Origin of the sequence: Phormidium sp. FACHB-592 (assembly GCF_014695795.1) — a bacterium.
Lineage (GTDB): Bacteria > Cyanobacteriota > Cyanobacteriia > Leptolyngbyales > Leptolyngbyaceae > Stenomitos.
The window spans coordinates 142,268-169,257 of record NZ_JACJOZ010000058.1 but is presented as its reverse complement, the minus strand read 5'-3'; the positions used below and the strand labels follow the sequence as shown (position 1 = coordinate 169,257).

Sequence of the window (26,990 nt, the reverse complement as noted above, 5' to 3'; positions counted from 1 at the left end):
TGTTTGACTACAAACAATCCAAGAAGAGAAAGTGCTTGTCGGATTATTGCCACAGCACTTTGAGGTTTGCTGCCAAAAAGCAAACCACAATATCTCGTAGAAGGGTAAAAGAGGGGAAGGGTGAAGGAGTAGGGCTACTGTAAACCAAAAACGGCTGTAGTCAGAGCATGTCGTTCTCTAACTTACTTACGCTGGGATTGATGGAGCAAGTTTGTCACCCATTTCCAAGGTTTCCACTGTTGTATCGTCTGTCCAGTCGCGCGATCGTAGCTCTCATAGGCACGCTTGTACTGACCCAAATAGTGGAAGGCTACGCCACGGAACGTCAGCGCTTCTGGATCAGCAGGTTGTAATTCCAGTGCGCGTTCACAGTCTGACAGGGCTTCTTGATACCGCTTCAAGTGAATCAGCACGACGGCTCGAAACGTCCAAACGGCATGGTCAAGCGGGTCAATGGCGATCGCCTGGTCAAAGCTCGCCAAGGCTTCCTGATACTGCCCATTGTTTGCCAGGGCTGTCCCTCTCCCATACCAGGCAGAAAAATTGTCTGCTTGCAAAAGAAGGGTGCGATCATAGCAGGCGATCGCCTCTACATAACGACGATCCGCTGCCAGCATTAATCCCTGACGGTTATGAACCTCAATATAAACTTCAAGTTCAGACGCTTTAGCCCTGGTAAGCGATTGCCGTTCCATAATACTTTAGGAAAATTAGTGTTTGCTTTCGTCGTGCTCGTGCCATGCTGACCCCATCAATAAAGCCGAAGCTGGTAGAGCCGCCGCTGAAGCACCCAGGGATTTGCAAGCTATGTAGTGTACCCATTAAACAGGTTTGACGACACACTCACATTGCAGTCTTAACCTTTTGTCATAGAGGGCTGAACGTAGCCAAAACCTAACTTACTTGTTGCAACGTCTTAATCGTACGTAAACTCAATACAGACTAGAGACGAGCACTCGTTCCAGCGCTTTAAAGCTCAATAAATTGTATCTTACGAGTCTTTCTTCATTATACGCAGCATCAGAGTAGCTGAGGTTCTACAGCCAGCACCAAAAGTATGATACGGGTTGGATCGGCTTAAAGGCATAAAAGGAGTGCATTTTTGGGCGCGAATGTGCTTTTAATGCTGAAATAAAAGCATGGATCTGACACGTCGGCATTTTCTACAGCGATCAGGTTTAGCGCTGGCAGCCTTTGGTGCTGGCGACCTTGTACTGTCACCGATTGTTCAACGCTATCAAGGCGCTTTAGCAGAGCCAACACGACGCAAACTGGCACTGCTTATCGGCATCAATCAATATCGCCAAGCACCACTGTATGGCTGCGGCACGGATGTAGAGTTGCAGCGAGAACTGTTGATTCATCGCTTTGGGTTTCAGCGTGGTGACATTCTCACGCTGATCGATCAGCAGGCAACACGGGAGGCAATTACGACTGCCTTTGTTGAACATCTGATTGGGCAAGCACGAGCCGATGATGTCGTTGTGTTTCACTTCAGTGGTTACGGTGGTCAAGTAGCGCTTGGTGCTACGCCAGATGCAGTGCAAAAGAGCCTGGTGACGATCGATGCACCATTGACGGAAGGTGTAATGCCGATTGTCAACGATTTGCTAGCAGAGACCCTGCTGCTGCTGCTGCGATCGCTCCCCACTGATCGGGTTACTACCATCCTCGATACGAGCTACGCCCCCCGAACCCAACCGCTTCAAGGCAACCTTCGCCTTCGCAGCCGTCCCGGTCTTACAGGTGCCCAGCCCAGTGATGCTGAACTGGCATTTCAGGACTCGCTGTTGAGCCAAATGAATCTCGATCGCCCACGTCTTGCCGTGCAGCGGCGTTCTGGGCAAATGCCTGGAGTCGTGCTCACAGCCGCTAGCACCGATCAATGGGCAGCCGAAGCACGATGGGATGGCTTCAGCGCTGGACTGTTTACCTACGCGCTGACTCAGCAACTTTGGCAGGCAACCCCAGCCACTGCGCTGCGGATGACTGTGCGACGAGCAACCGAGCAAATGGGTCAACTGGCAAAGCGAGTGCAGCAGCCTCACATCAGTGGTCTGATGAGTAAAGAGCGTCCCCTCACGCCCTACCATCTGCCAACAGTACCTGTTGGAGGTGCTGACGGTGTAGTTGTTCGTTTTGAGGAGAGTGGTAAAGCGGTACGGCTTTGGCTAGGTGGGCTATCGGCAGCCGTATTGGAGCAGTATGAAGCCAACTCGTTACTAACCCTGGTGGATGAGTCGGGGGCGCAGCGCGATCGCCTCCTGCAAATCGTGTCCCGCGAGGGGCTGCTTGCAAAAGCGAAACTGGCTCCTGCCTCAGTAGAGAACTCACTGTTAATCGAGACGGCACCAGTGTTACACGTAGGGCAATTTGTGCGGGAACAGGTGCGAGTGCTGCCCCGTGCCGTTGGACTGACGATCGCCCTTGATAGCAATTTGGCGCGGATTGAGCGAGTGGATGCGATCAGTGCGATTTCAGCCCTGCCGCACGTATCAGCGACGATCGCGGGCGAGCAAGCTGCCGATTATCTCTTTAGCAAAACCCATGCAGTGCAACCAACACAGATTGCAGCCCTGCCCGCCGTGGCACTGCCCAACCTACTGAGCAATAAAGCAGCCGTCTCGCAGAGTAGTTATGCCCTCTTTTCTCCCGGTCGTACTGCAATTCCAAATACCGCTGGCGAAGGGGGTGAAGCTGTTAAAGTGGCAGTCAAGCGATTGGTGCCCAAACTGCAAACGCTCCTGGCAGCAAAACTGCTCAATTTAACCGTTAATGAAACCGCATCGCAACTGGCAGTACGGGCAACGCTGGTAGTACTGACACCGGAAGCACGTAGGCTGATGCAACAAACGTCTGCGATCGCTCAGCTTGCGCCGCTTTCACCAACGCGATCCACTGTATTGCCTCTTGAAACAGATCAATTAGTTAGCCTGTCGATCGGTAGCCAGATTCAATATCAGTTAGAAAACCAAAGCGAACAAGCGGTTCACTTTCTGCTGCTGCACTTAGACAGCAACGGTGATCTCGTCTCGCTAGATTCACCGCTGGCTCATGCTGTCTCTCCAGTTCTATCGCAAGCCCCTACGGTAGATGAAACGAGTGAAGGGACGATCGTGCCCGATCGCGTCTCCAACACCATTGCCCCTCACGAAACCCTCACCTTGCCCCAAGCATCAACCTCCTTTCAGTGGCTAGTGTCAGGTTCTACTGGGCTAGCAACAACTTACCTACTTTGTAGCCGTGCGCCCTTTGAGCAGACAATGGCGTTATTGGACACCATGCGAGCGTCTACTACACCATCTTTAAAGACGCTGGCAAAGCCGCTAGAAGTTGTCCAGGCGCTGTTGCAAGATCTCCATCAAGCTGGCGATCGCCTTGAACCAACTGTTGGTACGCCATCTGACAGCTTTGTGTTGAATATGAACGTATGGGCATGTCTTCGCTTTGTCTATCAGGTTGTTTAACGTTGAGTCAGTAACCCTGCCCTAGCATAGGCATTTAAGCTTATACGTTCTAACCTCTGTGACCGTTGCTACGACATAAACAGCAGTCAACTGTAGATTTACTATTCCTTCATCAAGTTTTTACAGTTACTTTTCCTACAAAGGATAGGAACCTGCGATGCTAGAAGAAATTCACTTCACGTAGCAATGACAGTTCTTCTTGTTGGCGTTTCGTTTTTCTTAGGCTTCAGTGCTGCTGTCGTCAGTCTTGTCGCACTGTTTCAGGTTTACTTTCCTCATGCAGAATAAGTTCTGTCTCCCTCTGATGCCGTTTGCTCGCTTCTCTCCAGAGCAATCGGCAAGTAAAGGCATGACCATGCTACGTCCTAATGAAATGCCTCATATAGCAAAAGGATGATGGAAGAATTAACGTTCTTTTCGTCTGCTGTACGCTCAACTTGAGTTGAAGGTCGGCGTATTTTTCAGACAGATGATAGCCGCGTGCGAGCTTGATACACTGTCACAGCACAGACGCAGGAAGCATTTATAGCTTTTTCAAGTCGTCTGGTTCGACAGGTCCATAGTTGACCAGAACAAAACCTGTCTGTTGTGTCCAGTCTCCAATGAGAAAGTAAGCGCCGTTTTTGGTGGCAGTGATCGTAGCGGTATGCCCTCTCATCGTTCCACGCACAAGACGCACGCGATCACCCACAGTTAAAGCCGTTCGTTGGATGGATTTCATCATGATCTGGCGGCACCTACAGTTCTCTAAAAATACACAAAGGTCTACAGTCAGGTAGATTGTCGTTTCATCTTGTTAGACAGCATTCAACGCTAAATGGTTCACTTGCCAGCAAAAATCCCTCCCCCAACAGCAGGAAAGGGATTTGGAGCAACCGCGTTAACATGACGAGCACATGCCGCCTAGCTACTTGCTGACAAACGGGCACTTACCAGGAGGGCTGATGCCGAATCAAGTTCAGAAATTCTTCGCGGGTTTTCTGATCTTCCTGGAAAACGCCAACCATAGCACTTGTCACTGTCCAGGAACCAGGCTTTTGAACACCCCGCATGACCATGCACATATGCGTGGCTTCCATCACAACCGCCACGCCTCTAGGTTCTAAGATTGTCTGGACGGCTTCGGCAATTTGACGGGTGAGACGTTCTTGGACTTGCAGGCGGCGAGAGTACATTTCAACAATGCGCGCCAGTTTGCTTAACCCAACGACTTTTTCATTCGGGATATAAGCCACGTGGACTTTGCCCATGAAGGGCAGCATGTGATGTTCGCAGAGGCTAAAAGCTGTAATGTCGCGCACTAGCACCATCTCGTTGTGACCTTCGTCAAAGATGGCACCGTTGACGAGTTCTTCGAGCGATTGCTGGTAGCCGCTGGTCAGAAAGCGCATGGCTTCAGCAACGCGCTTGGGGGTTTTGAGCAAGCCTTCGCGTTCAGGGTCTTCACCAACTCCCAGCAGCATGGTTGTTACAGCAGCCATCATGTCGTCTTTGAGGTCTTCGGGCGGCGTTTGCAATTTCGGCTCTTGTCCGCCCTTAAGTGTGTTGCGATCGGGTCGGACGGTCAAATTTTTAGCGCTTTTTTCAGCAGGCTGGGAGCCGTTAGAACCTTGAGAAGAAGTGGTAGCCATAGTGGGTCAAAGTAGGTAAAGTACAGTGTGAATAATTGTTGGTTGTGATGGCATCGGCAACGCCAAAGTTAGCTACCGCAGGCTGCATTTAAGCCTCATGCTTAGCTGACTGCTAGAGCGCACCGACACTTGACATTAAAGTCAGATCTTCAATCACCGCATCTTGGGGCAGCAGAGCAGTGTAGAGAATTGACTGGGCAACTGTTTCTGGTGTCAGCATGGAGGCACGATCGAAGTCAGCATGCACCGTATCTGTGTCCCAGATGGGCGTGTTAACGGAACCTGGCGAAATCGTAACCACGCGAATGCCACGGTGACGCTCCTCAGCCGCTAGCGTTTTGGACAGCGCCACCAACCCAAACTTACTGACGCAGTAGGCACCCCAGTCAGGAAAAACTTGCTGCCCAGCGATCGACGACACGTTAATAATTGTTCCTTGCTGACGTTCGCGCATACTTGGCAGAACGCCTTGAATGCACTGAAAAACGCTAGTTAGGTTTAATGTGAGAACGCGCTGCCAGTCTGCTAGCGGTGTGTTAGCGAGCGATGCAGTGTAACCCATACCGGCATTGTTGACGAGAATGTCAATGGGTTCAACGGCGGCGATCGCCGCTATTTTTTCCTGCACGTGCTCAACCTGCAACAAGTCAATGGGATAACAGCGCACTGTCACCCCATATTGGGCTGCGTCTGCCGCCACAGCCTCTAGCTTTGACTGTGTACGACTCACTAATGCAAGGTGGATGCCTGCTTGAGCAAAGGCTAGCGCTGTTGCCCTACCAATGCCGCTGCTTGCCCCTGTAACAAGCGCATACCGTTCAGTTGGAGAAATCATGAAACAGTCTTAATATCCTTAGAGTCTGGACATATACAGGCTCACCGATAGCAAGGCGCAGCAACTTTAGCGCACTGATTGATGAGTCTAGCAGCCGAAGCTGAATCAGAAATGAGAGTAAGGGCGGTGTGTAGTCGCTAGCTACAAATGCCGAACAGCTCAAACAAAGAGCCTCAACGCCAAAGCGAAGGCAGGCGATCGCTGTACGTTAAGCTAATGAGAATTCTGATGCGTACTGGCTCCACACATTAGTTGTGAGAGAACTGGTGTGGAACGCACGCAGTGAGAGCGCGACAGTCGCTCAGAATTGTAAACATTTGTTACGAATTCATTATATCACTCCTGACTCTCAAAAGCCGGAAGAAAGTGAGCTAACTAAACGTTCCAGCCATCGGAGATTATGCCTGTTGCCTTCAGGTTTAAACACCTACTTGGCCTGCAAATAAGGGCTTTAGCAGTGCAGCTTAAACGGGGTGTTCGCTAAAAATACCGAGCGCTCGAAACTTTTGGTAGCGTAATTCGCGTCGCTGTTCGCTGGTCATTCGATCCAGTACATCGAGATGGCGCAACAAGGCTTCTTTAAGAATTTCGGTTGTCTTCACTGGGTCAGCATGGGCAGCGCCAATCGGCTCAGGCAAAATTTCGTCAATAATGCCAAGCTGCTTCAGGTCTGGTGCAGTAATTTTTAACGCATCTGCTGCCTGGTTGGCTTTGCTGGCATCGCGCCAGAGGATAGCCGCGCACGCTTCGGGTGGCGCAACGCTATAGACCGAATGTTCAAACATGAGCAGGCGATCGCCCACACCAATGCCGAGGGCACCACCAGAGCCGCCTTCCCCAATGACTGTGCAGATGATGGGTACGTCAAAGCGGAACATTTCGCGCAGGTTGTAGGCAATCGCTTCACCCTGCCCAAAGGCTTCAGCATCCAATCCGGGCCATGCCGCTGGAGTGTCGATAAACGTGACGATTGGCATCCCAAAGCGATCAGCGTGCTCCATTAACCGGATGGCTTTGCGATAACCACCAGGCGATGCCATCCCAAAGTTGCGCGTAATGTTGTCCTTGGTATCGCGTCCTTTTTGCTGACCAAGCATGACAACAGGGCGACCGGCAAGCCGGGCAACGCCACCGACTAACGCTGGGTCGTCAAACCCACCGCGATCGCCGTGTAGTTCCATCCACTCGTCGCTAATTGCCTGAATATAGTCCAACGTACTGGGACGACGGGGATGTCGTGCAACCTGTAGTCGTTGGGTGGGGGACAGCCCGCTAAAAATTTCTTGTCGAAGTTGCACAGCGCGTGCCTCAAGCTGACGGATCTCATCAGATACATCGACATCATTTTCTTCTGCAAGTTCACGAATTTGAAAAATTCGCGCTTCTAGATCGGCAAGCGGCTTTTCAAAATCAAGCAGAATGGGCTTGCGTTCGAGTGTGGGCATAGGTCAAGAAGGAAAAAGACTGGGGGGAGGATAAAAAAGCACTGCTGCCATTCTAACGGTTACAGCGTTACTGTTAGCGATCGTATCCAGTAAGCAGTAGCACTTCACTAGACCAGTAGCAAGAGAGAGCAGTAGCAATAGGGAACGTACGCGATCGACACCAATAGACTTCAAAGAGCCGTACGTCAGCTATCATGCAAAAACTCATTTACTTTCCAGCAACATTCTGTAAGCTTGCCTGCGATAGGCTGTCGCGTTTAAGTGAACACTGCTGTAAGAGGACTCACTATGACAACAATACCGAAAGTTAGCATTCTAGTTTTGACGTTCAATGCGATCGGCTATGTCTATAAAACGCTTGATAGCTTACAGCGCTTAACACCTGATATTGATTATGAAGTGATTGTTGTTGATAACAACTCAAGACTAGGACTGAAGTTATGCCTGCCATTAATGCTCAAACGCGGCTGGATTGATAAACTTTGTCTGCTCAATTACAACTCGCTCTTTGCGGAAGGAAATAATATTGCTTCACGACTTGCCCGTCCTGATGCTACTCACTTTTTATTGCTCAATAGTGATGTCGAAATTCGTGACCCTCATTGGCTCAAAGTGCTACTAAACTCCCATCAAGATGGGATTACCTCCTATGGTGTGGTGCCAAGTAACCCTATTGCTCGTGTGGATGGCTATTGCTTTTTGATTGACAAACCACTCTATCAAAAGCATCTATTGGATGAAGCGCATCAGTGGTGGTGGGCAATTACAAAGCTACAGGCAAAGGTACTGACTGAAGGCTACAGCGTTAAAGGCTATGCCGAACATGAGCAGTATCTTCATCATTTTGGCGGCAAAAGTGGCAAAGGGTTTAAAAAAGCACGAGGGATGGATATCAATCCAAATGAAGTGATTGGCTGGTTCAATAACAAATCGATCGAGATTGTAGATGTTGCGCCCCAGCCTTGAGTGCTTCACATATTCAAGCTTGAAGTATGCAAAGGTTAGACCCTTGCTAAAGATTTTTGGACTTTAGAAACGTCTGCACCACCTCTTTGATATCGCGCAGTTCGCCCTCTACCAGATAATTTAAGTGCTGCATCTCATCAGGAGAAACTTTGCCTGCCAGTTGCTCAAGGGCAGTGCGAACCTGGGGATATTTTTGCAACGTGGCTTCGCGGACGATCGCCGCTGCTTCGTAGGGTGGAAACGCCTGGCGATCGTCCTGAAGGATCACAAAATCCGAGCGGGTAATTTGTCCATCGGTGGAGTTGCCTGCCACTAAATCCACTTGTTTTTGCAACAACGCCCGATACAGCAACCCCAAATTCATCAAGCGAGGTGCTTTGGTGAACTTAAAGTCGTAGGTTTTCACCATGTTGGCGTATTCCTGCCGTTCGGTAAATTCGTAGCCAAAACCCGCCTGCCATTGCGGGACATACTGTGCTGCCTGGGAGAGCGTTTTGAGGTTGAGCGATCGTGCGACATCACCCCGCACAATCATGGCAAACGTGTTCTGAAAGCCTAGCGGCGGCATCACTGCTAGGTTGAACTGTTGAGCGTAACCCTCTTTCACTTGACGGTAGACTTCTTTCACGTCGCCCAACGTTTTTTGCTTGAGAATGGTCGAAAAAGCCGTCCCTGTGTATTCGGGATAAAGGTCGATTTGTCCTGATAGCAAGGCGTTGTGACAGACGAGGGTATCGCCAAGCTGCAAGCGACGCACCACTTTTAAGTCCGTTTTTGCCTCAATTTGTTGCGCCAGCAGTTCGCCTAAAATGTCCTGCTCAGTGAAGGATTTGGCACCAATAACCAGATTGCCGCCACCCCCACTATTGCCGCTATCTGTAGGACTGGCACAACTTGCGATCGACAGCAATAGGATGATCACCAGGAGCATCTGAACTAAAAACGGTTTGCGTTTCATAGCGCTTGTTTGCCTCCCCGTCGTGTCAGATGATGCTCCAACCAGCCAATGCCAAAGTCTGCAGTGAGTGCCAGCACCGCTGCTGGAATCACACCCGCCAGAATGAGTTGATTATTCAGCGCCGAAATGCCCCGGAAGATGAAGATGCCCAAGCCGCCTGCACCGATCGCCGTAGCAATGGTTGCGGTGCCGATCGCAATGACCGTCGCGACTCGAATGCCTGAGAGAATCACGCCCAATGCCAGCGGCATTTCTACCTGCGACAAAAGTTGCCAGTCGGTCATGCCCATCCCTCGACCAGCTTCCCGAATCGCTGGATCAACGCTCATGATGCCTGTATAGGTGCCACGAATAATGGGCAAAAAGGAGTAAAGCGTCAGGGCAATGATCGCAGGCGGATCGCCAATGCCCCCACCCAAGGCAGGCGGTACTGTCACCAACAGCCCAAACAGCGCCAGACTAGGAATAATTTGCAGGATATTTGCCGTGCCCAGAACAGTTTGACGCAGGGCAGGCTTCCGCGTGATCAAAATTCCCAGCGGAATGCCGATGAGTGTAGCAATGAGGATGGCGATCGCCACTAGATACAGATGCTCACCTGTTCGTTGCAAAATCTCTGGCGCATAGCGAAAAAGGAAAAAGTTATTCATGGCTCCTCACTTCTCACCCCTCACCGAATCCAATGTGCGTAGGGTTTTGAGGAATGTTTGGGCTTCGGGTTCGGGCGATCGCAAAAACTCCTCTGGAGTCCCCAATACCACTAGCCGTCCATCCTGCATCAAACCAATGCGCGATGCCAGTACAAATGCTTCCTGAATGTCATGGGTGACAAAGACAACCGTTTTGCCCAATTCTTGCTGAAGTCGTCGAAATTCTTGCTGTAACTCCAGGCGCGTTATCGGGTCAAGGGCACCAAAGGGTTCATCCATAAGCAGAATGGGCGGATCGGCAGCCAAGGCACGAGCAACCCCAACGCGCTGTCGTTGTCCACCCGAAAGTTGATTGGGATAGCGATCGGCGAATTGGGCTGGCTCCAAGCCGACTAAATCCAACAATTCGTGTACCCGTGCTTTGATGCGTTTGGGCTGCCAGTTTTGCAGTGATGGCACTAAGCCGACGTTGCGCTCGATCGTAAAGTGGGGAAACAGCCCCGTTTCTTGTATGACGTAGCCAATCTGTCGCCGCAGTTGAATCACATCCCACTCAGTTGTTGCCTTTCCCTGCACACGCACATTGCCGCTGGTCGGTGTCAGTAAGCGATTGATTAGCTTCATCGTGGTGGTTTTACCCGAACCGCTACGACCCAGCAACACCAGCGCCTCACCAGATTGGATAGCGAACGTTAATCCAGAGAGGAGCGATCGCCCGCCTGCCGTAAAGCCAACGTCTAAAAACTCCACCGCAACGCCGGTAGGGGCTGGTTCGCGTATCGCGTCATTCGGCACCATGAACCGCTCCAGGTAAAGGTCTACTCAAACTTACCATCGTCTGAAATGTGTCGCTCGTGTCAACAGGTCTGGAAGAAGCGGGATATTTTGCTCTCTAGCCTAGTGCATCTGCGTACAAGTAGTGATGTGACGGTCGTGTAGCGGATACAGATGACGGACGTGACATCACCTGCTACGTTGCATGAAGCGCAAGCAGCACCTTTTCTGTGGAGCAATACCAGTATGTCAGCTTGGGGAATCAAACGCCTTTGCGCGATCGCCCTGCTTTGTCTGGCGATGGCAACGCCTCAAGTAAGTGCCAAAGAAGCAAAACCAAAACGTTGCCTTACGGAATGTAAAGCGCGCTTTGGCATCGTTTCAGCGTTTGGTGAAGAAGCCACTATTTTGCTGGCAGAAACAACCAACAAGCGTGAATACAAAATCAATGGCAATATCTTTACGACTGGCAAACTGAGAGGTAATAGCGTTGTTATTGTGCTGAGTGGCATCAGTACTGTGAATGCGACGATGATCACTCAATTACTGATTGATCATTTCAATGTGCATCACTTGTTGCTCAGCGGTATTGCTGGTGGCATTAACCCAAATAACAAAATTGGTGATGTTGTCGTCCCCAGCCAGTGGGCATCCCCTTTAGAGGTGTATTGGCATGGCAACAGTAACGTGCCCTCACCCTGCGGCACACCAGGAGATTTGCTGTGTCTGGGCTTAAAGTTAGCTCAGGTTACCAGCACACCCAATTCCGCTTATCAGGTGCCGTTACCGAATGGAGCGGTTAGTACTGGTTTGTTCATGCGCGACACGTTTGTCAGAAACAACTCAAATTTTCCTAATGGCGAGTACAAGTTTGACTATAAAGTTGACCCAGAAATGCTGGCAGTGGCTCAAAGCGTGAAGCCTCAACTCGATCGCTGTGGTGCCAAAAATCCAAGTCTGTGTGTTTCGGGGCAGCCTGTTGTACGCATTGGTGGGCGAGGCGTATCAGGACCGGTCTTTCTCGCTAACCCTGATTACCGCAACTATCTATTCAAAACCATTCAAGCCGTGTCGATCGACATGGAAACAACTGCCTTTGCTCACGTTGCGTATGCCAACGAAATTCCTTTCATCGCGTTCCGTAGTTTGTCTGATCTTGCTGGCGGCAACGACTTTACAGATGTTGGCGCGTTTTTTGGTAGCGGGTTAGCTGAAGGGAATGAGTCTAAGTTCACGCTCGGCTTTTTAGACGCATGGGCAAAAAAGTATCCAGAAACCAACGAATAAGGCTTGTTGTTCTTAGGGCGGTGGTACTCAAGAATTTGATAGACTGCTGCTATGAGTGCCCTGATTGGTCAGCAATTACAGGGGGGTAAGTATACCCTCGACGAAGAATTAGGACGTGGTGGCTTTGGCATCACGTTCAAAGCGACTCATCACTTCCTGGGACAAACGGTGGTGATCAAAACTTTGAACGAATCGCTGCGCCATGAGCCGGACTATGCCGACTATCAGCGCAAGTTTCAGGATGAGGCGCGACGGTTAGCGCTGTGTGTGCATCCCAACATTGTCCGCGTCAGCGACTTCTTTATTGAAGCTGGTCAGGCATATATGGTGATGGACTACCTGCGTGGTCCTAATTTGGAAGCGCTGGTCTTTCCAAATCAGCCGTTGCCAGAAGCGATCGCCATCCACTACGCCCGTCAGATTGGCAGTGCGCTGAAAGTAGTGCATCAAAATGGCTTGCTGCATCGCGACATCAAGCCGCAAAACATTATTCTGCGCCAGGGCACTCAAGAAGTCGTGCTGATTGACTTTGGCATTGCCCGCGAATTTACGCCCGGTTCAACGCAAAACCATACCAGCTTGATCTCGGCTGGCTATGCGCCGATCGAACAATATCTTTCTGAGGAAAAGCGTACCCCTGCTACTGATGTCTATGGACTCGCAGCAACCCTGTATGCACTTTTAACGGCACGCGTTCCCACGGCATCGATTTTAAGAGACCGTCAACCGTTACCCGATCCACGTGAGCTACGTCCAGAACTAAGCGCGGCAACCAATCAAGCGGTGATACGCGGGATGGCAGTGGATGTAGGCTATCGACCTGCCAGCATGGATGAGTGGCTTGCCCTTTTGCCCGATGCTCCTTCTATCCCTGCCGCTCCCACGCCGTCACTATCCCAACCTGCTGCCTTTGTGCCACCCACTCCAACAGCGGCAACGCTGGCAGTAGGGCAACGATCGCCCCAGCGACCACAATTGCCAAACGGCTCAGTACAACAGCCTGATAAAACACTTGCAGGCGCACCGGCTACGGCTCCGCGCCAGAATCGCTATCTGCTGCCACTGCTGTTAGGCGCATTGCTGCTCACCATGCTTGGCACTGCGTTGATCGCGGCTTTCTATAAACCCGAAACACCGACGGAAGTAATCGTCGAAGAACCAACGCCGACACCCTCGCTAGAGCCGTCGATCGCCGCCTCGCCGAAGCCGCTACCCCCTAGCCCTTCGCCTCTCTCTGAAGAACCACCAGAAGTGGAGCGATCACCAGAGCCATCAGTAGAACCGTCGGTGGAGCCAGAAACACAAGGGGACGATCGCCCCTCAACCCAAGTTCCAGCGATTCCGGGTTTTCCAGTTGGTACGTCAGAACGTGAAGTCGAGGCAGCGCTCGGTAAACCTGCTCAAACCAATAAGGGGGCTTGGGGTGACACTCGGACTGCACTGTACGAAGTAGTGCCCAATGCAGTGACGCTGGCTTATATTTACGATCGTACCTCTGGCAAAGTCCGACAAACTGAAGCGTCGTTTGCTCAATCGGTTGATACCCTCCAAATGAAAGTTGCCCTCAACAATATGACAGGTGGGCAAGCAGGAGACATTCTCGATGACTTAGAACAGGTAAAACAACGCAAAGTAAACGAATACTCCTTTAGAAAAGGGAATCTCAAAGGCGTTATTCAACGAAACAGCAGCGATCGCATTTACATCGGCGTTTGGGATGCTAATCTGCATGATTAAGCGGCGTACCCTGCCTCCTGATTGACGCTTCCTTGCCGTTGTAGAGTACCCACTGTCACTGCTGCACGTTTAACTTCTACTAGCGGCGACCCAGCGCCATTTAATAGATGTTTGACGTAGCCACGCGATGAATAAGCCCATGGTGACGATCAGTGAGATAAGGGCAGCAGCGATGAAGAGCGGTGTACGACGCGGGATAGTGGCAGTGGTAGGCAAGTTTGGCTCGGCTACAATCTGAGTGAGCGGGTAGGAGCCGAAGACATCACTTTTATCTACCTGTAGCCCCGCTAAGGTGGAAGAAAAGATAGACTGGGCAATCTGAACATCGCGATCGAGTGCTTCCAGAGTGGAACTACGCTGTGACAGCACATTCAGCCGTTGCTCTAGCTGGGCTAGCTGCTGGTCGAGTTCCTGCACTCGTGCCGTCAGTCCACGCTGCTCGACCTGGTGGGTCACAATATCTTTGAAAAGCGTTTCGCGCGGGTTGGTCTCTTGAGCATTGCTGCCAGTGCTGAGACGAGCGATCGTTGTCAGATCAGTCGGGTGCCCCAGCAGTAGCTGCCCACGGCTTCGCAAGGCGCTTTCGGCGGTTGCCTGCCGGGTCGTTGCCTGCACCACAACGGGATGATTGGGACCGAACTTTGAGGATACAGCCGCTAACTGAGTTGTTGCCTCACTGTATTCGCGCAAGAAGCTTTGAAACAGGGGATCGGCACGGAGTGTAAATGCCTCAGTTGCCAGTTCAGAAGACATTTTGAAGTTGCCCGATAGCTGCTGCGATCGCGCCGTTGCATCACGCTGCTGGGCGATCGCTTCAATTCGTAGCCGTCGGAGTGCCTCAATATTTCTGGCAAGCTGATCGATCTGCTCCTTAGAAGCCAGCCCAGAGCGAATTTTGTAGTCAGACAAGCGGAGTTGAGCGGTTTCTAGCTTTTTACGAACCACACCCAGCGAGCTTTCAAAGCCTGTGTCCAGTTCGACGGACTGCTGCAACCTGAGCTGAGTCAGCCGCTCCTGAAAAGCTTCGTACAAAGCCTGCGCCTTTTTTTGTGTCTCTTCTGGCGTTGAGCCAGTGATGCCCATGTTGATCAACCCGCTGCCCTCTACACCTTCTACCTGGGGCATACCAAACTGGGCCGTCGTCATGCCAAGGCTAGCAGCAGCGGCTCGGCGAACTTCATCGGTTGTTGCAATGAGTTTGTAGCTTGCTTTCGCATTTTCACGTCGACTGATAGCTGCCTCTACACGATCGTTAGCCGTTAGCTGCGGTAGATTGGCTTGCGTGCGGCTGGGCTGCTCCGACAAAACGATCGAGTACAGGCTGGTGTAAAGACGCGGCGAATCCTGCAAGAGATAAAGTGCTAGCCCCCACACGGCTGCATTTACCGCCGCCGCGATCGCCAGATACCGTAGTCCGCGTCCTCGATCAGCTGCCGATAAGGGTAAAGACTGGGAAAGTTGAGGAAACTCATTCATCCCGAAATAACCTGTTGATGATGAAGAACGGGCTGGCAATATCGGTAATTAGGCGGAAGATACTGGCGAGGTTTGTGACAGTTGAATCGTAGCAAACTACCCCATCCTGCGGCATCAAAAAAGGGTTTTCGGTATCGTTGTCAGAGCGTTTGAGTAATCGTTCGATTGACCGCTCGGTAACGGTCGTTTTGCCAGTATCGCGATCGGTCTGCACCAGCACCGCACGTCGTCTAGCGTTAGTTCGCTGCGTACCACCTGCACACCCTGCTGCGATCGCTGCCTGCGAAAGGCGAGTGCCGTACGGCAACGATGTCACCTGACCACCCTTACTGAGGTTGGGCGTAGTGGGCACCGTCAGATTCGACAAAAACACGGTAATTTCGGCTGGGGTAAGCTGAGACGGACGCACCAGATTAGTTTGACGGTAGGGCAAGGCTGGCACCGTCACTTCATCACCTGCAATCAGTGGCACATCGGGAACGATCTTGCCGATTAACATACCAGAAAGATCGAATGTTTTTTCTTGCTTGCCGCGCAGCAGCCGAATATGTTGTAGATCGGCAGTCGGCTTTAAGCCACCGGCACTACGAATGGCAGCACTCAGATAGCGATCGGGTGCATAGTTGCCAGTCACCACCTCACCAGTCATTCCCGTAGTGGAAAGCGGCGATCGCCCCTCCTGACGCTGTTCGCTTTCCGTAACCGCATTAAGCAACACCCGCCCTGGGCGAAACGTTTCCCCAGCGACCGTTACCTGAATCGGTGCCCAAGAGACTACGCTGACGCTTAGTTCCAGCGATTCGGGTCGAAAAAAACCCTTACTTACCAGCGCGTCCGCCAGATTCTTTTGCACCGCTGCCACCTCTAGCCCCACCGCAGGCTGCGGCTCTAAAAACGGGATTTGCAACGTCCCATCCACGTTTACTTCATACAATCCACTCAGCCGAAAGCGGCTTTCTGGCGGCAATTCATCATCCATTGGTGTCAGCACTCGCACCCGATCGCCCGGCGATAATGGCAACGCATAGCCAGGAAACGGGATGCCAGTAGCGATCGCGATCGCAGTGAGAATAGAGATGGCAGACTGTTTAACTGGCATTACTGTTTAACTGGCATTAAGTGAGGGGAGACGGATGAATTGATGCTGACTGCTGACTCCTTCTAACAACTACAACCAACAACTAAATATTGATGCTATTTGGAATCCTTGACGGCAGAAGGTATGGATACTCTATACCGCTCGTGGCAAGGCGTTGCTGATTACGGGCGTTGATCTTCACTTCGATATCTGCCAGATCGGCTTGAAATTGCTCCAGAATTTGACGATCGCCTCGATCGAGAAACTGGCTCAATGCCGTGCTGCCCAGCGTGCCCCAACGAATGCCGCTAAGTGCAAACGTTAGCTCCATTTGCCCCAGATCTTGATCAGCGTTTGGCAGCAATTGCTGCACCGAAGCGGCTGTATCAGGGCGACTGGAAAGCGACAGGGGCGCATTGGGAGTGTAGCCCACATAGTCAAACTGGCTGAAATTAACAGCGGCGTGCTGAGGACCACAGGTAAAAATAACTTGAGTAGTAATGTCGATGAGTTGCTGAAGGCTGCTGAGTGCGTTCGATCGAAGCGCTTCTGGTTGATGTGTCTCCGATTGCAGCGCACCCGATCGCGCCTCTGCGCCTGCCACTGGAGGAAAACCTGGTACGCGGGGATAGGTGGGCAGTGGGTCAGGGTTGAGCTTAACTTGGCTAACCCACTCAGACGGTAGCCATGCTGGAGCCTGGGGAAATTCGCTTACCGGGCGAGAGTCCAACGGAGCACCTAATTCTGCTGCCCAGGCTTGCAGATACGGGTCGTGCTGGACTGCTTGATCGTCTGGATAATAGCGCTGTAGGAAACGCGTGACGTAGCGCTCGATCGCCCCCCATAGCAGCAGCGCATCATCCCGATAAGGAAACTCTGTCAGCACGTCTGGTTCAATGCCACGCTGCGTAATAAGAGTGGGCAGCGCGTAGTCCTGAAACGATCGCGCTCGATACGCCTGATTGATGAGTGTCAGCGAAGCCGTGCGAGTGGGAGCGAGGAGCTGATCGATCGCGCCACCTTCACCTAGTAAAATCGCGTTGCCGCGTGTGTTGATTGCCAGCAAAAAGCGAAAATGGGGGCGTAGCAGACGATAGACCGGATGAGTAGTGGGGAGTTGACGGGGAGTGGCGATCGCAAATGCCTCCATTGCCAAATGTGTATCGCACAGATGCACAATCAGTTCGTGATCGGTGACATCTGCTGTTTGCACACACAGCTTCGCTTGCATCCAGCGATCAACGTCGGCACTAGGCGTGATCAATCTGCCTTGCTCTACCTGAATCAACACTGGCTCCAGCCCCGTGTCTGCCCGATAGAACACTGCGATCGGGCTACCCACATAGCGCCCCGGTTGCAAGTCAGTCGGAGTCAAATGTTGTAGCAACGGATAATCTGCTACAAAAAGGCGCTTTGCGGCGGCTGCCTCCACTAAATCAACGGAAAGACCCTCTGCCTGCACTGCATCTGCCCAAACTTGCAGCAATGCTTGGTCGGACGAGCGCACTTGCCGCAGCACCATCGGATTTTGCCCTGCCAAGCGCTGACGTGCAAACTCGCGATCGCTCAAGCCGCCATCCCGCTCATGAATTTGACTGACCACCGGACGCACACGACCCAAGTTTTCTAGCACTTGATAGAACTGCGCTCGACGGGCAGCAGGAGTAGCATGAAGTTTAGCCGCCGTTTTAGCCGCTAGCAACACCGCTGTCATGGTTCGCCGTTCGCGCACAAAGGCTGCATCAAACTGCTCGTAGGGTGGCAGCGTCACATTAAACCAGCCCGATTGCAGCCACTTAAAATCAACTAACAGCGTTGATACCTGTGACCATACCTGATCTAATGTCTGGTTTGTCCGCTCTAGTTGGCGCAGCAGCAAGCTCAAGGGTTCAGATAAGCGTCCGTGCGCTAGCGCATTGCGACGCAGTTGGGTTATCACATAGCGCAGCAACCCATCTTCTCCAGCATGAGGAAACAGGCGAGCCGGTCCTTGCTGCTCTAGGGCAGTCGGGTCATAGCGGTAATAACCCTGGGACTCAAGAGGAGAATGGAACCCCATATGCTGCTCCAATAGTTAGGTAAGCTGTTAGGTAAATCGTTAAGACCAACGCGATCGCCACCACGACGCATCATAGCAAGTAGATGTTGATGGGGTACAGATACAGGATACAAATGGGACGTGAGCAGGCAGAAGGAGCAGGGGAGGCAGAAGGCTGAATCAACTAAAATTCCTCTCATTTCATCCCTCAGCCCTCATCACCATTCCTCACCCCTCGCTCCTCTCCTCCTACAGCCCCGCTAGATTCGCCTCTTGCAGATTGCTACCAGGGTTCAGGTCTTGCATTGTCAGAGCAGCGGCTTGAACGCGCTGTTTTTCGGTGTATTCGCGAATCTTTGCCTGGGCAGTGGCATACGTGGGAATCCCAGCAGGAATGTTCTGAAGTGACTCTAGCGCCTGATCAAACCTCTTCGCTTCTGCCTGATTGTAGGCGGACTGAAGATGACGGACTGCCTGAATTTGCTGCTTTTCGCCGTACTCACGCAGTTTTTCCTGCGCTTTAGCATAAATAGAAGTGCCTTCGGGGATCTGTTTAAGCGCAGCGATCGCCCCTGTAAAGTCTTTGACGATCGCCCGACCATACGCATCGCGCAGTAATTGAGCAGCGCCTGTTTCTGCCTGACTTGCAGACTGTTGCACCAGGGGTTGCACTCGCTGTTGCCAGTAGGCGATTTTAGGTAGCCCTTGAGCCTCTTGCAAAACTGCTAACCCGTTCCCCTGTTGCAGTGCCACTGCTGCTGCCTGAGCTTTACGCTCGGCGGTTTGCCAATCTTTTTGCCAGTGATCGATCGCCTCTTGTGCAGGCGCATAGGCAGCACTGTCTTTGGGGATCGATTCTGCCAGTGCCACTGCTTTTTGGAGTTGCCCTGCCTGATACTGCTGCGTCGCCTGTGCTAATGCTTGGTTGCCTCGGTCAGTGTCGCTAAAGAGACTGCGATCAAGCAAATGGGGCAATGCATAGCCACAAACTGCTGCCGCCATTACGGCACCAATGCCCACACCAATCTGCACTGCTGGACTCAACCACCCCTCTGTCGGCGTATCTGGCTCAGTTGCTTCGGGCAGCATGAGTGCAGGCACGGTATTTTGCGTCAGGGTTAGCGAGCTGCTATCAGCGGCGATCGGCGCATCCACTCGTTCTAACGGCACCCCCTGAGTCAGCGATCGTACTGCCTGCAAGGCTTCCTTTGCAGATAGATAACGTTGCGTATGGTCAGCACGCACCATACGACTCAGCACAGCCACCAGCCCATGCCGCAGCGTCGAGCCTGCTGCCTGACCAAACGGTTGCCAAAGGATCTCTCCTGTTTTTGAATCACGGCTTAGTTGCAGCGGATGCACACCCGTCAGCGCTTGAATGCCAATGAGACCGATCGCGTAAATGTCGCTGGCAAGGCATGGCAACCCTTTCACCTGTTCTGGCGGTTGATAGCCCTGCATGTTGGGCACTCTTGAGGGCGCAGCTTTTCCCTGTAACGTCATGAGGGAAAGATGTACATCACGCACGGTGCCGAAATTAGTGAGAGTGAGCTTGCCATCCTGCGATCGACGGATGAAATTATCGGGTCGTACATCCCCATGCCGACAGCATTCACTATGCACCACTGCCAGCAGTTCTAGACACTCCAGCAGCAGTTGCACTACCTGTTCTTCGTGCCAGGGTTGCGGCAGTAGTTCTAGGCTCAAGGAGCCACCGCCAATCAATTCCTGCACCAGATGCAAGCCCTGTTCGTCCTCAAAGCAAGCTAACAAACGGGGTATTTGTCCATGCTCCCCCAACCGTTCTAGCGTTGCGGCTTCGCGCACAAACAGATGCCTCAACGCATAGCGATACGCATCATCATTGGCGGCAGGTAACACATGCTGGATAATGCAATCAGGCTGGCTAGGGCGACGAGTATCCTGCGCGAGGTAGGTTCGCCCCCAGTCGCCGCTCGCCAAAATTTGGTTTACCTGATAACGCCCATCCAGCAGTCGATCGAGTTCTGGATAACTAACTTCAGCAGAAACTAATACGTCTGACATAGTAGTACCGATATAAGCACGATCGCCCTCGATCATCGCCGTAAATCAATCGTTAGCTCAGAGCACGGTATGACGATGCCCCGGCAAACTATAGAGCATTCTCATCCAAGCTATTCTCAGTCTAGACTTAGCATGAGAATGAACGATGACAGGAGGTTAAGTCAAAGGCGTTTAATCTTCCATATACGTGCTTTCAAGCACCAGTCCGGACAAATTCAGAACCCTTTTTGTCACTCAGCCACACTTTTTACCCTTCCGCTTTTCCACCCCTTCACCCTTTCACTCTCCCACCTTCACCTTTCCCCCTTCGCTCTTCACCTTTAAATTGCTGATCAGAAATTGCTGATCAGGGAAAGGTAGTGTGAAAAGATCATAGCCAGGAACCTCAATACCAGCCGTCTTCCTATGCTTTGTGCCGCTACGAATGGACTAACGAGCGTGCCGATCGCGGCGTTTCAGCTTACTATTAAAGCCGTTAAAGCTGCGGTTTGTTTCGCATGACTGATGCCTCCCCCTCCCCATCGGTGCCTGTCGTTCCTCCCAATGCTCTGGAAGGCGATCGCACGCAACCCGATCCCAATCAACAGGTGCGCTTTCGCAATGAAGGGGGCAAACTGTTGCTGCTATTGCCACCTGAAGGCGAGGGTGACGGGCAAAATACAGCCTTTCATTGGACTGAGGTCTGGCAGCAGCTCAAGCAACGGCTAGATGCAGGTGAACGATTTTGGCAACCAGAGACAACGGTGCATTTAATCGCCCGCGATCGCCTGTTGGATGGACGGCAGCTTCAAACGATCGCCGATGCCCTTACCGAAGCCAAACTTCAGCTCAAGCGGGTTTACACTAGCCGTCGCCAAACTGCTGTTGCCGCTGCCACTGCTGGCTACTCGGTAGAACAACAAGCCACTCTGTCACACCTGAACCAGCCGACTCAGGAAGCCGCGCAGACGATGGCAGAACCCCTGTATTTGGAGACAACGCTGCGATCGGGTGCCGACATTCACCATAATGGCACCGTTATCATTCTGGGCGATGTCAATGCAGGAAGCGCTGTTGTGGCAGATGGCGATATTCTAGTTTGGGGTCGCTTGCGCGGCGTGGCTCATGCAGGCGCTAGAGGCAATAACCGCTGCCTGATTATGGCAATGCAAATGCAACCGACCCAACTTCGCATCGCTGATTTTGTCGCTAGACCACCCGAAACGCCCCCTGCTCAGTACCATCCGGAAGTCGCTTACGTCACGCCAGAACGTACCATCCGCATCGCCAGAGCCGTTGATTTTCATCGCGGCGGGAAGGAATGAGGGGAGAGATAAGGATAAGGGATCAGCCTTGAATAGTCCCTCACTTCCGCCTTCTAGATCCTGTCTTCTAGCTTCTTCAAACTAAAATCTTCTCTTCCTAACATGTGTAAAGGCTTTTTCTGATACTGTTGTTTGAACATCAGATACAGAATGTAAAAACAGTCAGTTTCGGTATAGTTAAAGCACCCGGAACCAAGCAATTTAAACAGTAGATGTTTGGCTTTGGGCTAGCAGCATTTCAGTCAGGTAAGTGATCAAAATCGGAGCTGTTTAGCATTTACCGTTGAACGTTTACAGTCTAAGCATCTCTAGCCGTCAGCTTGTTGTCCCCTTCGTTATTTACCGCTGAGTTCATGAGTCGCATTATTGTTGTTACATCTGGCAAGGGAGGGGTGGGTAAGACCACGACCACAGCTAACCTGAGCATGACGCTGGCACGGCGTGGTCGAAAGGTTGCTGTAGTGGATGCCGATTTTGGTCTTCGCAACCTGGATTTACTACTGGGCTTAGAAAACCGCGTTGTTTACACAGCAGTTGATGTCATTGCTGGGCAGTGCCGTTTAGAGCAGGCGCTGGTAAAAGATAAGCGACAGCCAAATTTGGTGTTGCTGCCAGCCGCGCAAAATCGTACCAAGGATGCCGTTAACCCCGACCAAATGAAGCAATTGGTGATGGCACTGGCACAGAGCTATCAGTATGTGTTTGTGGATTGTCCCGCAGGGATTGAAATGGGCTTTCAGAACGCGATCGCCGCTGCCAGAGAAGCCGTTATTGTCACCACACCCGAAATTGCAGCCGTGCGTGATGCCGATCGCGTCGTCGGTTTGCTAGAAGCGAACAACATTAAGAAAATTCAGCTTGTCGTTAATCGCATTCGCCCCGCTATGGTGCAGGCAAACGACATGATGTCGGTCGAGGATGTGCAGGAGATTCTGGCTATTCCCCTGATTGGGGTCGTACCTGACGATGAGCGCGTGATCGTTTCTACAAACAAAGGCGAACCGCTCGTGTTGTCAGAAACCCCATCTCTTGCTGGTAGCGCCTTCGACAATATTGCCCGCCGACTTGAGGGCGAAAAAGTCCCATTTCTCGATTTGAGCGCCAACAATGATGGGTTCCTCACCAAGATCCGCAAAGTGCTGAACAAAAAGCTTTTTTAGGAAAGGCTGAACGCTAAAGGCTAAATTTTTATACTTCATCCTTTATCCTTTCCTGCTTACCTCATCATTTATTCATTCCCTCTTTATCCCTCACCTTGCTCCATGCTGATTGAACTGCTCGAACGCCTGTTTGCTCGCCCCAGTGACAACAGCCGTAGCCAAGTGAAAGATCGCCTCAGGCTAGTGTTGGCGCACGATCGTACTGATATTCCACCTCAGGCACTAGAAGCAATGCGCAAGGAAATTCTGGAGGTCGTCTCTCGTTACGTGGAGCTTGATACCGACGGGATGGAATTTGCGCTTGAAAATAGCGATCGCACCACTGCCCTCATCGCTAATCTGCCCATCCGACGTGTTCGCAATACACCCGAACCAGTAGCAACAGCGCCAACAGACACTACCACTGCCGCTGAATCCACTACTACCGAATCCACTGCCGCTGAATCCACTACTACCGAATCCACTACTACCGAATCCATTGTCTTAGAGTAAGTCGTCTTACCTCACTCCCCATTCCCTATTCCCCCTACCTGTGCTTACTGGCAAAACCAAACTGCTTGGTGTCATCGGTGCGCCGATCGCCCATTCTCTGTCGCCCCTCATGCACAATGCGGCGATTGCTCATCTTGGCTTGGACTACGCTTATCTACCGTTCCCTGTTCAGCCAGGGCATCTCAAGACAGCGCTGGATGGTTTTGCAGCCATTGGTCTACAAGGGTTTAATGTCACCATTCCTCATAAGCAAGCCATCATGCCCTTGCTGACAGAGATAACAGCGATCGCGCAGGCAATTGGCGCAGTCAACACCGTTTGGCATACCGAAAGCGGTTGGAGCGGCACCAATACAGATGTTGAGGGCTTTTTGCACCCGCTTAAACGCTTGGAGCGCGACTGGAGCCAAGCAGTAGCCGTTGTTTTGGGCAATGGTGGCGCTGCCAGAGCGGTCGTTGCAGGCTGTGCTCAACTAGGCTGTGCTGCGATTCATGTAGTAGGGCGCGATCCAGAGAAGTTAGCTGCTTTCCTGTCGAGTTGGGGTGGTTCACCACTGGCTGTAAAGGTACAAGTCCATACGTGGGATGCATTGCCAAACCTTCTACCGCACGCGGGCTTGCTGGTCAATACAACCCCGATCGGGATGTCGCCACAGGTTGAACGATCGCCCCTTAGCCCACCCGTGCTTGACTGCCTTGCACCCCATGCCATCGCGTATGACTTGATCTATAATCCCAGTCCTACCCTGTTTTTGCAGCAAGCGCGAGATCGAGGCGCCACGACAATCGATGGACTAGAAATGCTCGTCCAGCAAGGTGCAGCCGCGTTAGCAATTTGGCTACAGCAAGCGGTTCCTGTCGATGTAATGCGGCGATCGCTTTTGCAACACTTAGGGTTAGGTGAATAGCCCCTGCACATTGTGCTAAGTGCTGCACTCCAAAGGCTGTTCTTCAGCAAAAGCTCTTATGAAGCCGCTTGTCGAATAGGAATTTGAATCGAGAACTCAGTTCCAGTGCTAAGACTAGAGTGGCACTTCAAATGACCGTGATGCTTCTCGGTGATGATTTGATGACTGATAGACATGCCCATTCCAGTGCCCTTACCTGTAGGCTTGGTGGTAAAGAAGGGGTTAAAAATATACTGCCGAATGGCTTCAGGCATCCCCGGTCCATTATCCGCGATCGTAATTTCTGCCCACTCATCTTTCAGTACCGATGTACGAACTGTTATCTGATTTGGCTGGGTTTCAATCTCTTGATAGGTTCGTTTGGCGTTGCTTTCTTCTAAGGCATCGATCGCGTTTGCCAGAATATTCATCAACACCTGATTGAGCGGTCCGGGATAACATTCCACTTGCGGTAAAGCGCCGTAGTCCTTTGTTAACCTAATCTCCGGGCGATCCGATCGTGCTTTGAGGCGATGTTGCAAGATCAACAAAGTGCTGTCGATGCCTTCGTGGAGATTGACTGCTTTGAACTCGGCTTCATCCATGCGCGAGAAATTGCGTAAGCTTAATACGATCTGGCGAATGCGATCAGTGCCAATCTTCATAGAATCAAGCGTTTTGATTAGATCGTCCTGCACAAAGTCCAGATCAACCGCGTCCGCTTCGGCTTGGATTTCGGGTACCGGATTGGGATAGTGCTTCTCGTAAAGCTGGATCAGGTTGAGCAAATCTTGGGAATAATTCCGCACGTGCGTGAGATTGCCGTAGATGAAGTTAACTGGATTGTTAATTTCATGAGCTACACCTGCCACTAACTGTCCCAGGCTCGACATTTTTTCTGCCTGCACCAGTTGCGTTTGCGTCCGCTGTAAATCACGTAGGGTACGTTCAACTGCTTCTCGTGCTTCTGTGATGGCGGCAATCTGAGGCAGACTTGTCCAGCAGGCGATCGCCACACCCACAAATGCAACCGTAATCAGCAAAATGCTAAACAACGCCATATGGCTACCCATACTGTGGCGCTCCAATCCCGCTCTCACCAACCAGCCAATACTGACAGCACTACAGACTAAGACGATCAGAATCGTCACTTGCAGGGCAACCCAGTCAGCCTTAGGCGCGGTAAGGAGCGGGCGATCGCGTTGCTGCCACCAGGTAAGCTGGAAGGGTGCAACGCGTAGACGCGGTAGCCATACTCCAATCAGCCCCACAGCTAACGGTAACGATAAACCAATCACCAAATCCAGCCAGCCCCACGCCAACCCACCGATGACTAAAACAGCAGCCTCAACCCCAAAAAAGCCGAGTGATAACCAAGCCCATTGTGTTTCTGGTCGCTTGCGGCAGACCCATAATCCCCAATGAATTGCCATCATTGACGTTAAGTAGCCTGTGCCCGTCACCATCACAACCCGAGCAACGTCTCCCCACACCAGGCAGAGCAGACTCAGCAAGAGGGTGAAAATCAAGCTGGGTTCAAGTACGCCCCGACGCGAAACAGCAGAAAATACAGGTGGCAAGTAGCCATCTTTTGACAATTGATACAAGATGCGGGGGCAGTTAGAAACAGCCGTTGCAGAACTTAGTAAACAACCCGATGTAATCAAAAAGGTTACTAGCGCGGGAGCCAACCCTCCCCAGAAGGGCTGAGCGGCAGCAACCAAGTTGAGAAAAGCACTATCCCCTAAGCCCGAACCAGTTGCTAACCGCATCACCACCCACGACCCAGCAAAATACACGATCGGGATGAAGCCAGCTGTGACGCTTAAACAACGAAGCGTCACGCTGGGTTGACGGCTGTCGGCAACAAAGGAAGACGCAGTTTCACAGCCATAAACGGCATAAACGGCAATAAAAGACCACTTCATCCAATCGATCGCAGCGATGCCCGTCCAAGCATCTGGCAGCAAACCGGGGCTAGTAGGGGCAAGGCTGAGCCAGCCAATACCTTGCAGGCAAAAGGTAATAAGAAACCCGATCGCTGGAAAGACAAAGAAGGTGTGTAAAATGCCCAGCGTTCGTGTCCCGCTAAACGCCACAATAAAGGGCAAAATAGCAAAGCTAATACGGAGCGGCATTACTGGACATGCAATCCTTAATGGCTCCAGGTTTGCCCTAATCAAGTCCGTCAGAATAATGGCATTCATGGGCGGCACAGAAACCCAACCCAATAAGTAGCCGATCGCGCCATACCGAGCGATCACCGGAAAGCGCTGGAGCAAGCGAGTCGTGTAGTTGGGCGTACCACCAGCCACATCTGGGAAATGCATCCCCAGGCGTTTGACTTGCAGGTTTAACAAAATGCCGACGATCGTGCCAGGTAGCCAAACCCAGATGGCTTGAGAACCTAAAGCAGCATGCATAGCAGGCGCAGTGCCTAGCCACAAAAGTAAGCCGCTAAAACCAAAGCCCCAGGTTTCAAGCGACGTTAAACTGCGAGGCAGTGAGGCAGGAGCTGATGACTGATTCATTTGTGTTTAGAGAAGTAAAGATAAAAATATCGTTTCTATCAATGTTCCCTAACCCCAAAAATGATCCTCATTTGAGACATCTTGCTACAATCGCCAGCCTCAGCCCTGCCGCTATTGACAGCTAATGACTCAACGTCACTTGCGATTAATTGCAAGCATTTGGTTTTATCATCCAGTGTCAATAGCTACTTTGCAACAGGTAAAAGATTAACGTGCAAAATCGTGAGCG

At 51.7% G+C, this 26,990-nt stretch carries 21 protein-coding genes; 8 read left to right on the top strand and 13 right to left on the bottom strand.

What is annotated here, in order from left to right; all coding sequences use genetic code 11:
* Positions 1 to 182: 182 nt before the first annotated feature.
* Positions 183 to 695, bottom strand: coding sequence for a tetratricopeptide repeat protein (locus H6F86_RS16060; RefSeq protein ID WP_190449635.1), 513 nt, complete (start codon positions 693 to 695; stop codon positions 183 to 185).
* A 444-nt stretch (positions 696 to 1,139) separates the two neighbouring features.
* Between H6F86_RS16060 and H6F86_RS16055 the strand changes: the two genes are divergently transcribed.
* On the top strand, positions 1,140 to 3,467 hold the full coding sequence (locus H6F86_RS16055) for a caspase family protein (protein ID WP_190449633.1): 2,328 nt from the start codon (positions 1,140 to 1,142) through the stop codon (positions 3,465 to 3,467).
* A gap of 523 nt (positions 3,468 to 3,990) precedes the next feature.
* Here the strand turns inward: H6F86_RS16055 and H6F86_RS16050 are convergent.
* The 4 genes from H6F86_RS16050 to H6F86_RS16035 all read right to left on the bottom strand — a co-directional run bounded on the left by H6F86_RS16050 (position 3,991) and on the right by H6F86_RS16035 (position 7,378).
* The gene (locus H6F86_RS16050) at positions 3,991 to 4,191 is read right to left on the bottom strand and encodes a hypothetical protein (RefSeq protein WP_190449632.1); all 201 of its coding nucleotides are present in this window, start codon (positions 4,189 to 4,191) and stop codon (positions 3,991 to 3,993) included.
* Between the two features lie 205 nt (positions 4,192 to 4,396).
* Positions 4,397 to 5,098 (bottom strand): GTP cyclohydrolase I FolE, encoded by a 702-nt coding sequence (folE, locus tag H6F86_RS16045; RefSeq protein ID WP_190449630.1) that lies wholly within the window; start codon positions 5,096 to 5,098, stop codon positions 4,397 to 4,399.
* A gap of 112 nt (positions 5,099 to 5,210) precedes the next feature.
* Positions 5,211 to 5,933: an SDR family oxidoreductase gene (locus H6F86_RS16040; RefSeq protein WP_190449629.1), complete on the bottom strand. Its 723-nt coding sequence runs from the start codon at positions 5,931 to 5,933 to the stop codon at positions 5,211 to 5,213.
* Between the two features lie 464 nt (positions 5,934 to 6,397).
* The gene (locus tag H6F86_RS16035) at positions 6,398 to 7,378 is read right to left on the bottom strand and encodes an acetyl-CoA carboxylase carboxyltransferase subunit alpha (RefSeq protein WP_190449627.1); all 981 of its coding nucleotides are present in this window, start codon (positions 7,376 to 7,378) and stop codon (positions 6,398 to 6,400) included.
* Positions 7,379 to 7,666: 288 nt separating this feature from the next.
* Here H6F86_RS16035 and H6F86_RS16030 point away from each other — a divergent pair, with 288 nt between their 5' ends.
* A complete protein-coding gene (locus H6F86_RS16030) occupies positions 7,667 to 8,344 on the top strand; it encodes a glycosyltransferase (protein ID WP_190449625.1) in 678 nt (225 codons plus the stop codon).
* Positions 8,345 to 8,390: 46 nt separating this feature from the next.
* Here the strand turns inward: H6F86_RS16030 and H6F86_RS16025 are convergent, their stop codons facing one another.
* Genes H6F86_RS16025 through H6F86_RS16015 form a run of 3 tightly spaced genes read right to left on the bottom strand, consistent with a single transcriptional unit; the run spans position 8,391 to position 10,750 of the window.
* Complete coding sequence (locus H6F86_RS16025; RefSeq protein ID WP_190449623.1) at positions 8,391 to 9,302, bottom strand: glycine betaine ABC transporter substrate-binding protein; 912 nt, start codon at positions 9,300 to 9,302, stop codon at positions 8,391 to 8,393.
* Entirely contained in the window at positions 9,299 to 9,952 is a 654-nt protein-coding gene (locus H6F86_RS16020; protein WP_190449622.1) for an ABC transporter permease, read from the bottom strand. Before H6F86_RS16020 ends, H6F86_RS16025 begins: the two co-directional genes overlap by 4 nt.
* Before the next feature lie 6 nt (positions 9,953 to 9,958).
* On the bottom strand, positions 9,959 to 10,750 hold the full coding sequence (locus H6F86_RS16015) for an ATP-binding cassette domain-containing protein (protein WP_190449620.1): 792 nt from the start codon (positions 10,748 to 10,750) through the stop codon (positions 9,959 to 9,961).
* 150 nt (positions 10,751 to 10,900) lie between these two features.
* Between H6F86_RS16015 and H6F86_RS16010 the strand changes: the two genes are divergently transcribed.
* Positions 10,901 to 12,013, top strand: a complete 1,113-nt coding sequence (locus H6F86_RS16010; RefSeq protein WP_199305311.1) for a 5'-methylthioadenosine/S-adenosylhomocysteine nucleosidase — start codon at positions 10,901 to 10,903, stop codon at positions 12,011 to 12,013.
* Between the two features lie 51 nt (positions 12,014 to 12,064).
* Positions 12,065 to 13,750 carry a serine/threonine-protein kinase gene (locus H6F86_RS16005; protein WP_190449618.1) on the top strand — a complete coding sequence of 562 codons (1,686 nt, stop codon included), beginning with the start codon at positions 12,065 to 12,067 and terminating at the stop codon, positions 13,748 to 13,750.
* A gap of 69 nt (positions 13,751 to 13,819) precedes the next feature.
* Here H6F86_RS16005 and H6F86_RS16000 read toward each other — a convergent pair whose 3' ends face one another.
* The 4 genes from H6F86_RS16000 to H6F86_RS15985 form a co-directional block, all read right to left on the bottom strand.
* Positions 13,820 to 15,226: a hypothetical protein gene (locus tag H6F86_RS16000; RefSeq protein ID WP_190449616.1), complete on the bottom strand. Its 1,407-nt coding sequence runs from the start codon at positions 15,224 to 15,226 to the stop codon at positions 13,820 to 13,822.
* On the bottom strand, positions 15,219 to 16,325 hold the full coding sequence (locus H6F86_RS15995; protein WP_190449614.1) for a polysaccharide biosynthesis/export family protein: 1,107 nt from the start codon (positions 16,323 to 16,325) through the stop codon (positions 15,219 to 15,221). Before H6F86_RS15995 ends, H6F86_RS16000 begins: the two co-directional genes overlap by 8 nt.
* Positions 16,326 to 16,407: 82 nt before the next feature.
* Positions 16,408 to 18,363: a lipoxygenase family protein gene (locus tag H6F86_RS15990; RefSeq protein WP_190449613.1), complete on the bottom strand. Its 1,956-nt coding sequence runs from the start codon at positions 18,361 to 18,363 to the stop codon at positions 16,408 to 16,410.
* 228 nt (positions 18,364 to 18,591) lie between these two features.
* Positions 18,592 to 20,388 (bottom strand): serine/threonine-protein kinase, encoded by a 1,797-nt coding sequence (locus tag H6F86_RS15985; protein ID WP_190449611.1) that lies wholly within the window; start codon positions 20,386 to 20,388, stop codon positions 18,592 to 18,594.
* Positions 20,389 to 20,885: 497 nt separating this feature from the next.
* On the opposite strand from H6F86_RS15985, the gene minC reads away from it, so the two are divergent.
* The 4 genes from minC to H6F86_RS15965 all read left to right on the top strand — a co-directional run bounded on the left by minC (position 20,886) and on the right by H6F86_RS15965 (position 24,251).
* Entirely contained in the window at positions 20,886 to 21,692 is an 807-nt protein-coding gene (minC, locus tag H6F86_RS15980) for a septum site-determining protein MinC (protein WP_190449610.1), read from the top strand.
* 353 nt (positions 21,693 to 22,045) lie between these two features.
* On the top strand, positions 22,046 to 22,852 hold the full coding sequence (minD, locus tag H6F86_RS15975) for a septum site-determining protein MinD (protein WP_190449608.1): 807 nt from the start codon (positions 22,046 to 22,048) through the stop codon (positions 22,850 to 22,852).
* A 102-nt stretch (positions 22,853 to 22,954) separates the two neighbouring features.
* Positions 22,955 to 23,344, top strand: coding sequence for a cell division topological specificity factor MinE (gene minE, locus H6F86_RS15970; protein ID WP_190449607.1), 390 nt, complete (start codon positions 22,955 to 22,957; stop codon positions 23,342 to 23,344).
* A gap of 40 nt (positions 23,345 to 23,384) precedes the next feature.
* Positions 23,385 to 24,251, top strand: a complete 867-nt coding sequence (locus H6F86_RS15965) for a shikimate dehydrogenase (RefSeq protein ID WP_190449606.1) — start codon at positions 23,385 to 23,387, stop codon at positions 24,249 to 24,251.
* Positions 24,252 to 24,307: 56 nt separating this feature from the next.
* Here the strand turns inward: H6F86_RS15965 and H6F86_RS15960 are convergent, their stop codons facing one another.
* Positions 24,308 to 26,761, bottom strand: a complete 2,454-nt coding sequence (locus H6F86_RS15960; RefSeq protein ID WP_190449605.1) for an ATP-binding protein — start codon at positions 26,759 to 26,761, stop codon at positions 24,308 to 24,310.
* Positions 26,762 to 26,990: the final 229 nt, after the last annotated feature.

Coding starts and splice junctions, on each gene's coding strand:
- H6F86_RS15995 (WP_190449614.1), bottom strand. CDS start 16,325: ATGCCAGTTAAACAGTCTGCCATCTCTATTCTCACTGCGATCGCGATC.
- H6F86_RS16035 (WP_190449627.1), bottom strand. CDS start 7,378: ATGCCCACACTCGAACGCAAGCCCATTCTGCTTGATTTTGAAAAGCCG.
- H6F86_RS16040 (WP_190449629.1), bottom strand. CDS start 5,933: ATGATTTCTCCAACTGAACGGTATGCGCTTGTTACAGGGGCAAGCAGC.
- H6F86_RS16060 (WP_190449635.1), bottom strand. CDS start 695: ATGGAACGGCAATCGCTTACCAGGGCTAAAGCGTCTGAACTTGAAGTT.
- H6F86_RS16015 (WP_190449620.1), bottom strand. CDS start 10,750: ATGGTGCCGAATGACGCGATACGCGAACCAGCCCCTACCGGCGTTGCG.
- H6F86_RS16025 (WP_190449623.1), bottom strand. CDS start 9,302: ATGAAACGCAAACCGTTTTTAGTTCAGATGCTCCTGGTGATCATCCTA.
- H6F86_RS15985 (WP_190449611.1), bottom strand. CDS start 20,388: ATGTCAGACGTATTAGTTTCTGCTGAAGTTAGTTATCCAGAACTCGAT.
- H6F86_RS16030 (WP_190449625.1), top strand. CDS start 7,667: ATGACAACAATACCGAAAGTTAGCATTCTAGTTTTGACGTTCAATGCG.
- H6F86_RS16010 (WP_199305311.1), top strand. CDS start 10,901: ATGACGGACGTGACATCACCTGCTACGTTGCATGAAGCGCAAGCAGCA.
- minE (WP_190449607.1), top strand. CDS start 22,955: ATGCTGATTGAACTGCTCGAACGCCTGTTTGCTCGCCCCAGTGACAAC.
- H6F86_RS16050 (WP_190449632.1), bottom strand. CDS start 4,191: ATGATGAAATCCATCCAACGAACGGCTTTAACTGTGGGTGATCGCGTG.
- minD (WP_190449608.1), top strand. CDS start 22,046: ATGAGTCGCATTATTGTTGTTACATCTGGCAAGGGAGGGGTGGGTAAG.
- folE (WP_190449630.1), bottom strand. CDS start 5,098: ATGGCTACCACTTCTTCTCAAGGTTCTAACGGCTCCCAGCCTGCTGAA.
- H6F86_RS16055 (WP_190449633.1), top strand. CDS start 1,140: ATGGATCTGACACGTCGGCATTTTCTACAGCGATCAGGTTTAGCGCTG.
- H6F86_RS16005 (WP_190449618.1), top strand. CDS start 12,065: ATGAGTGCCCTGATTGGTCAGCAATTACAGGGGGGTAAGTATACCCTC.
- minC (WP_190449610.1), top strand. CDS start 20,886: ATGACTGATGCCTCCCCCTCCCCATCGGTGCCTGTCGTTCCTCCCAAT.
- H6F86_RS15990 (WP_190449613.1), bottom strand. CDS start 18,363: ATGGGGTTCCATTCTCCTCTTGAGTCCCAGGGTTATTACCGCTATGAC.
- H6F86_RS15960 (WP_190449605.1), bottom strand. CDS start 26,761: ATGAATCAGTCATCAGCTCCTGCCTCACTGCCTCGCAGTTTAACGTCG.
- H6F86_RS16020 (WP_190449622.1), bottom strand. CDS start 9,952: ATGAATAACTTTTTCCTTTTTCGCTATGCGCCAGAGATTTTGCAACGA.
- H6F86_RS16000 (WP_190449616.1), bottom strand. CDS start 15,226: ATGAATGAGTTTCCTCAACTTTCCCAGTCTTTACCCTTATCGGCAGCT.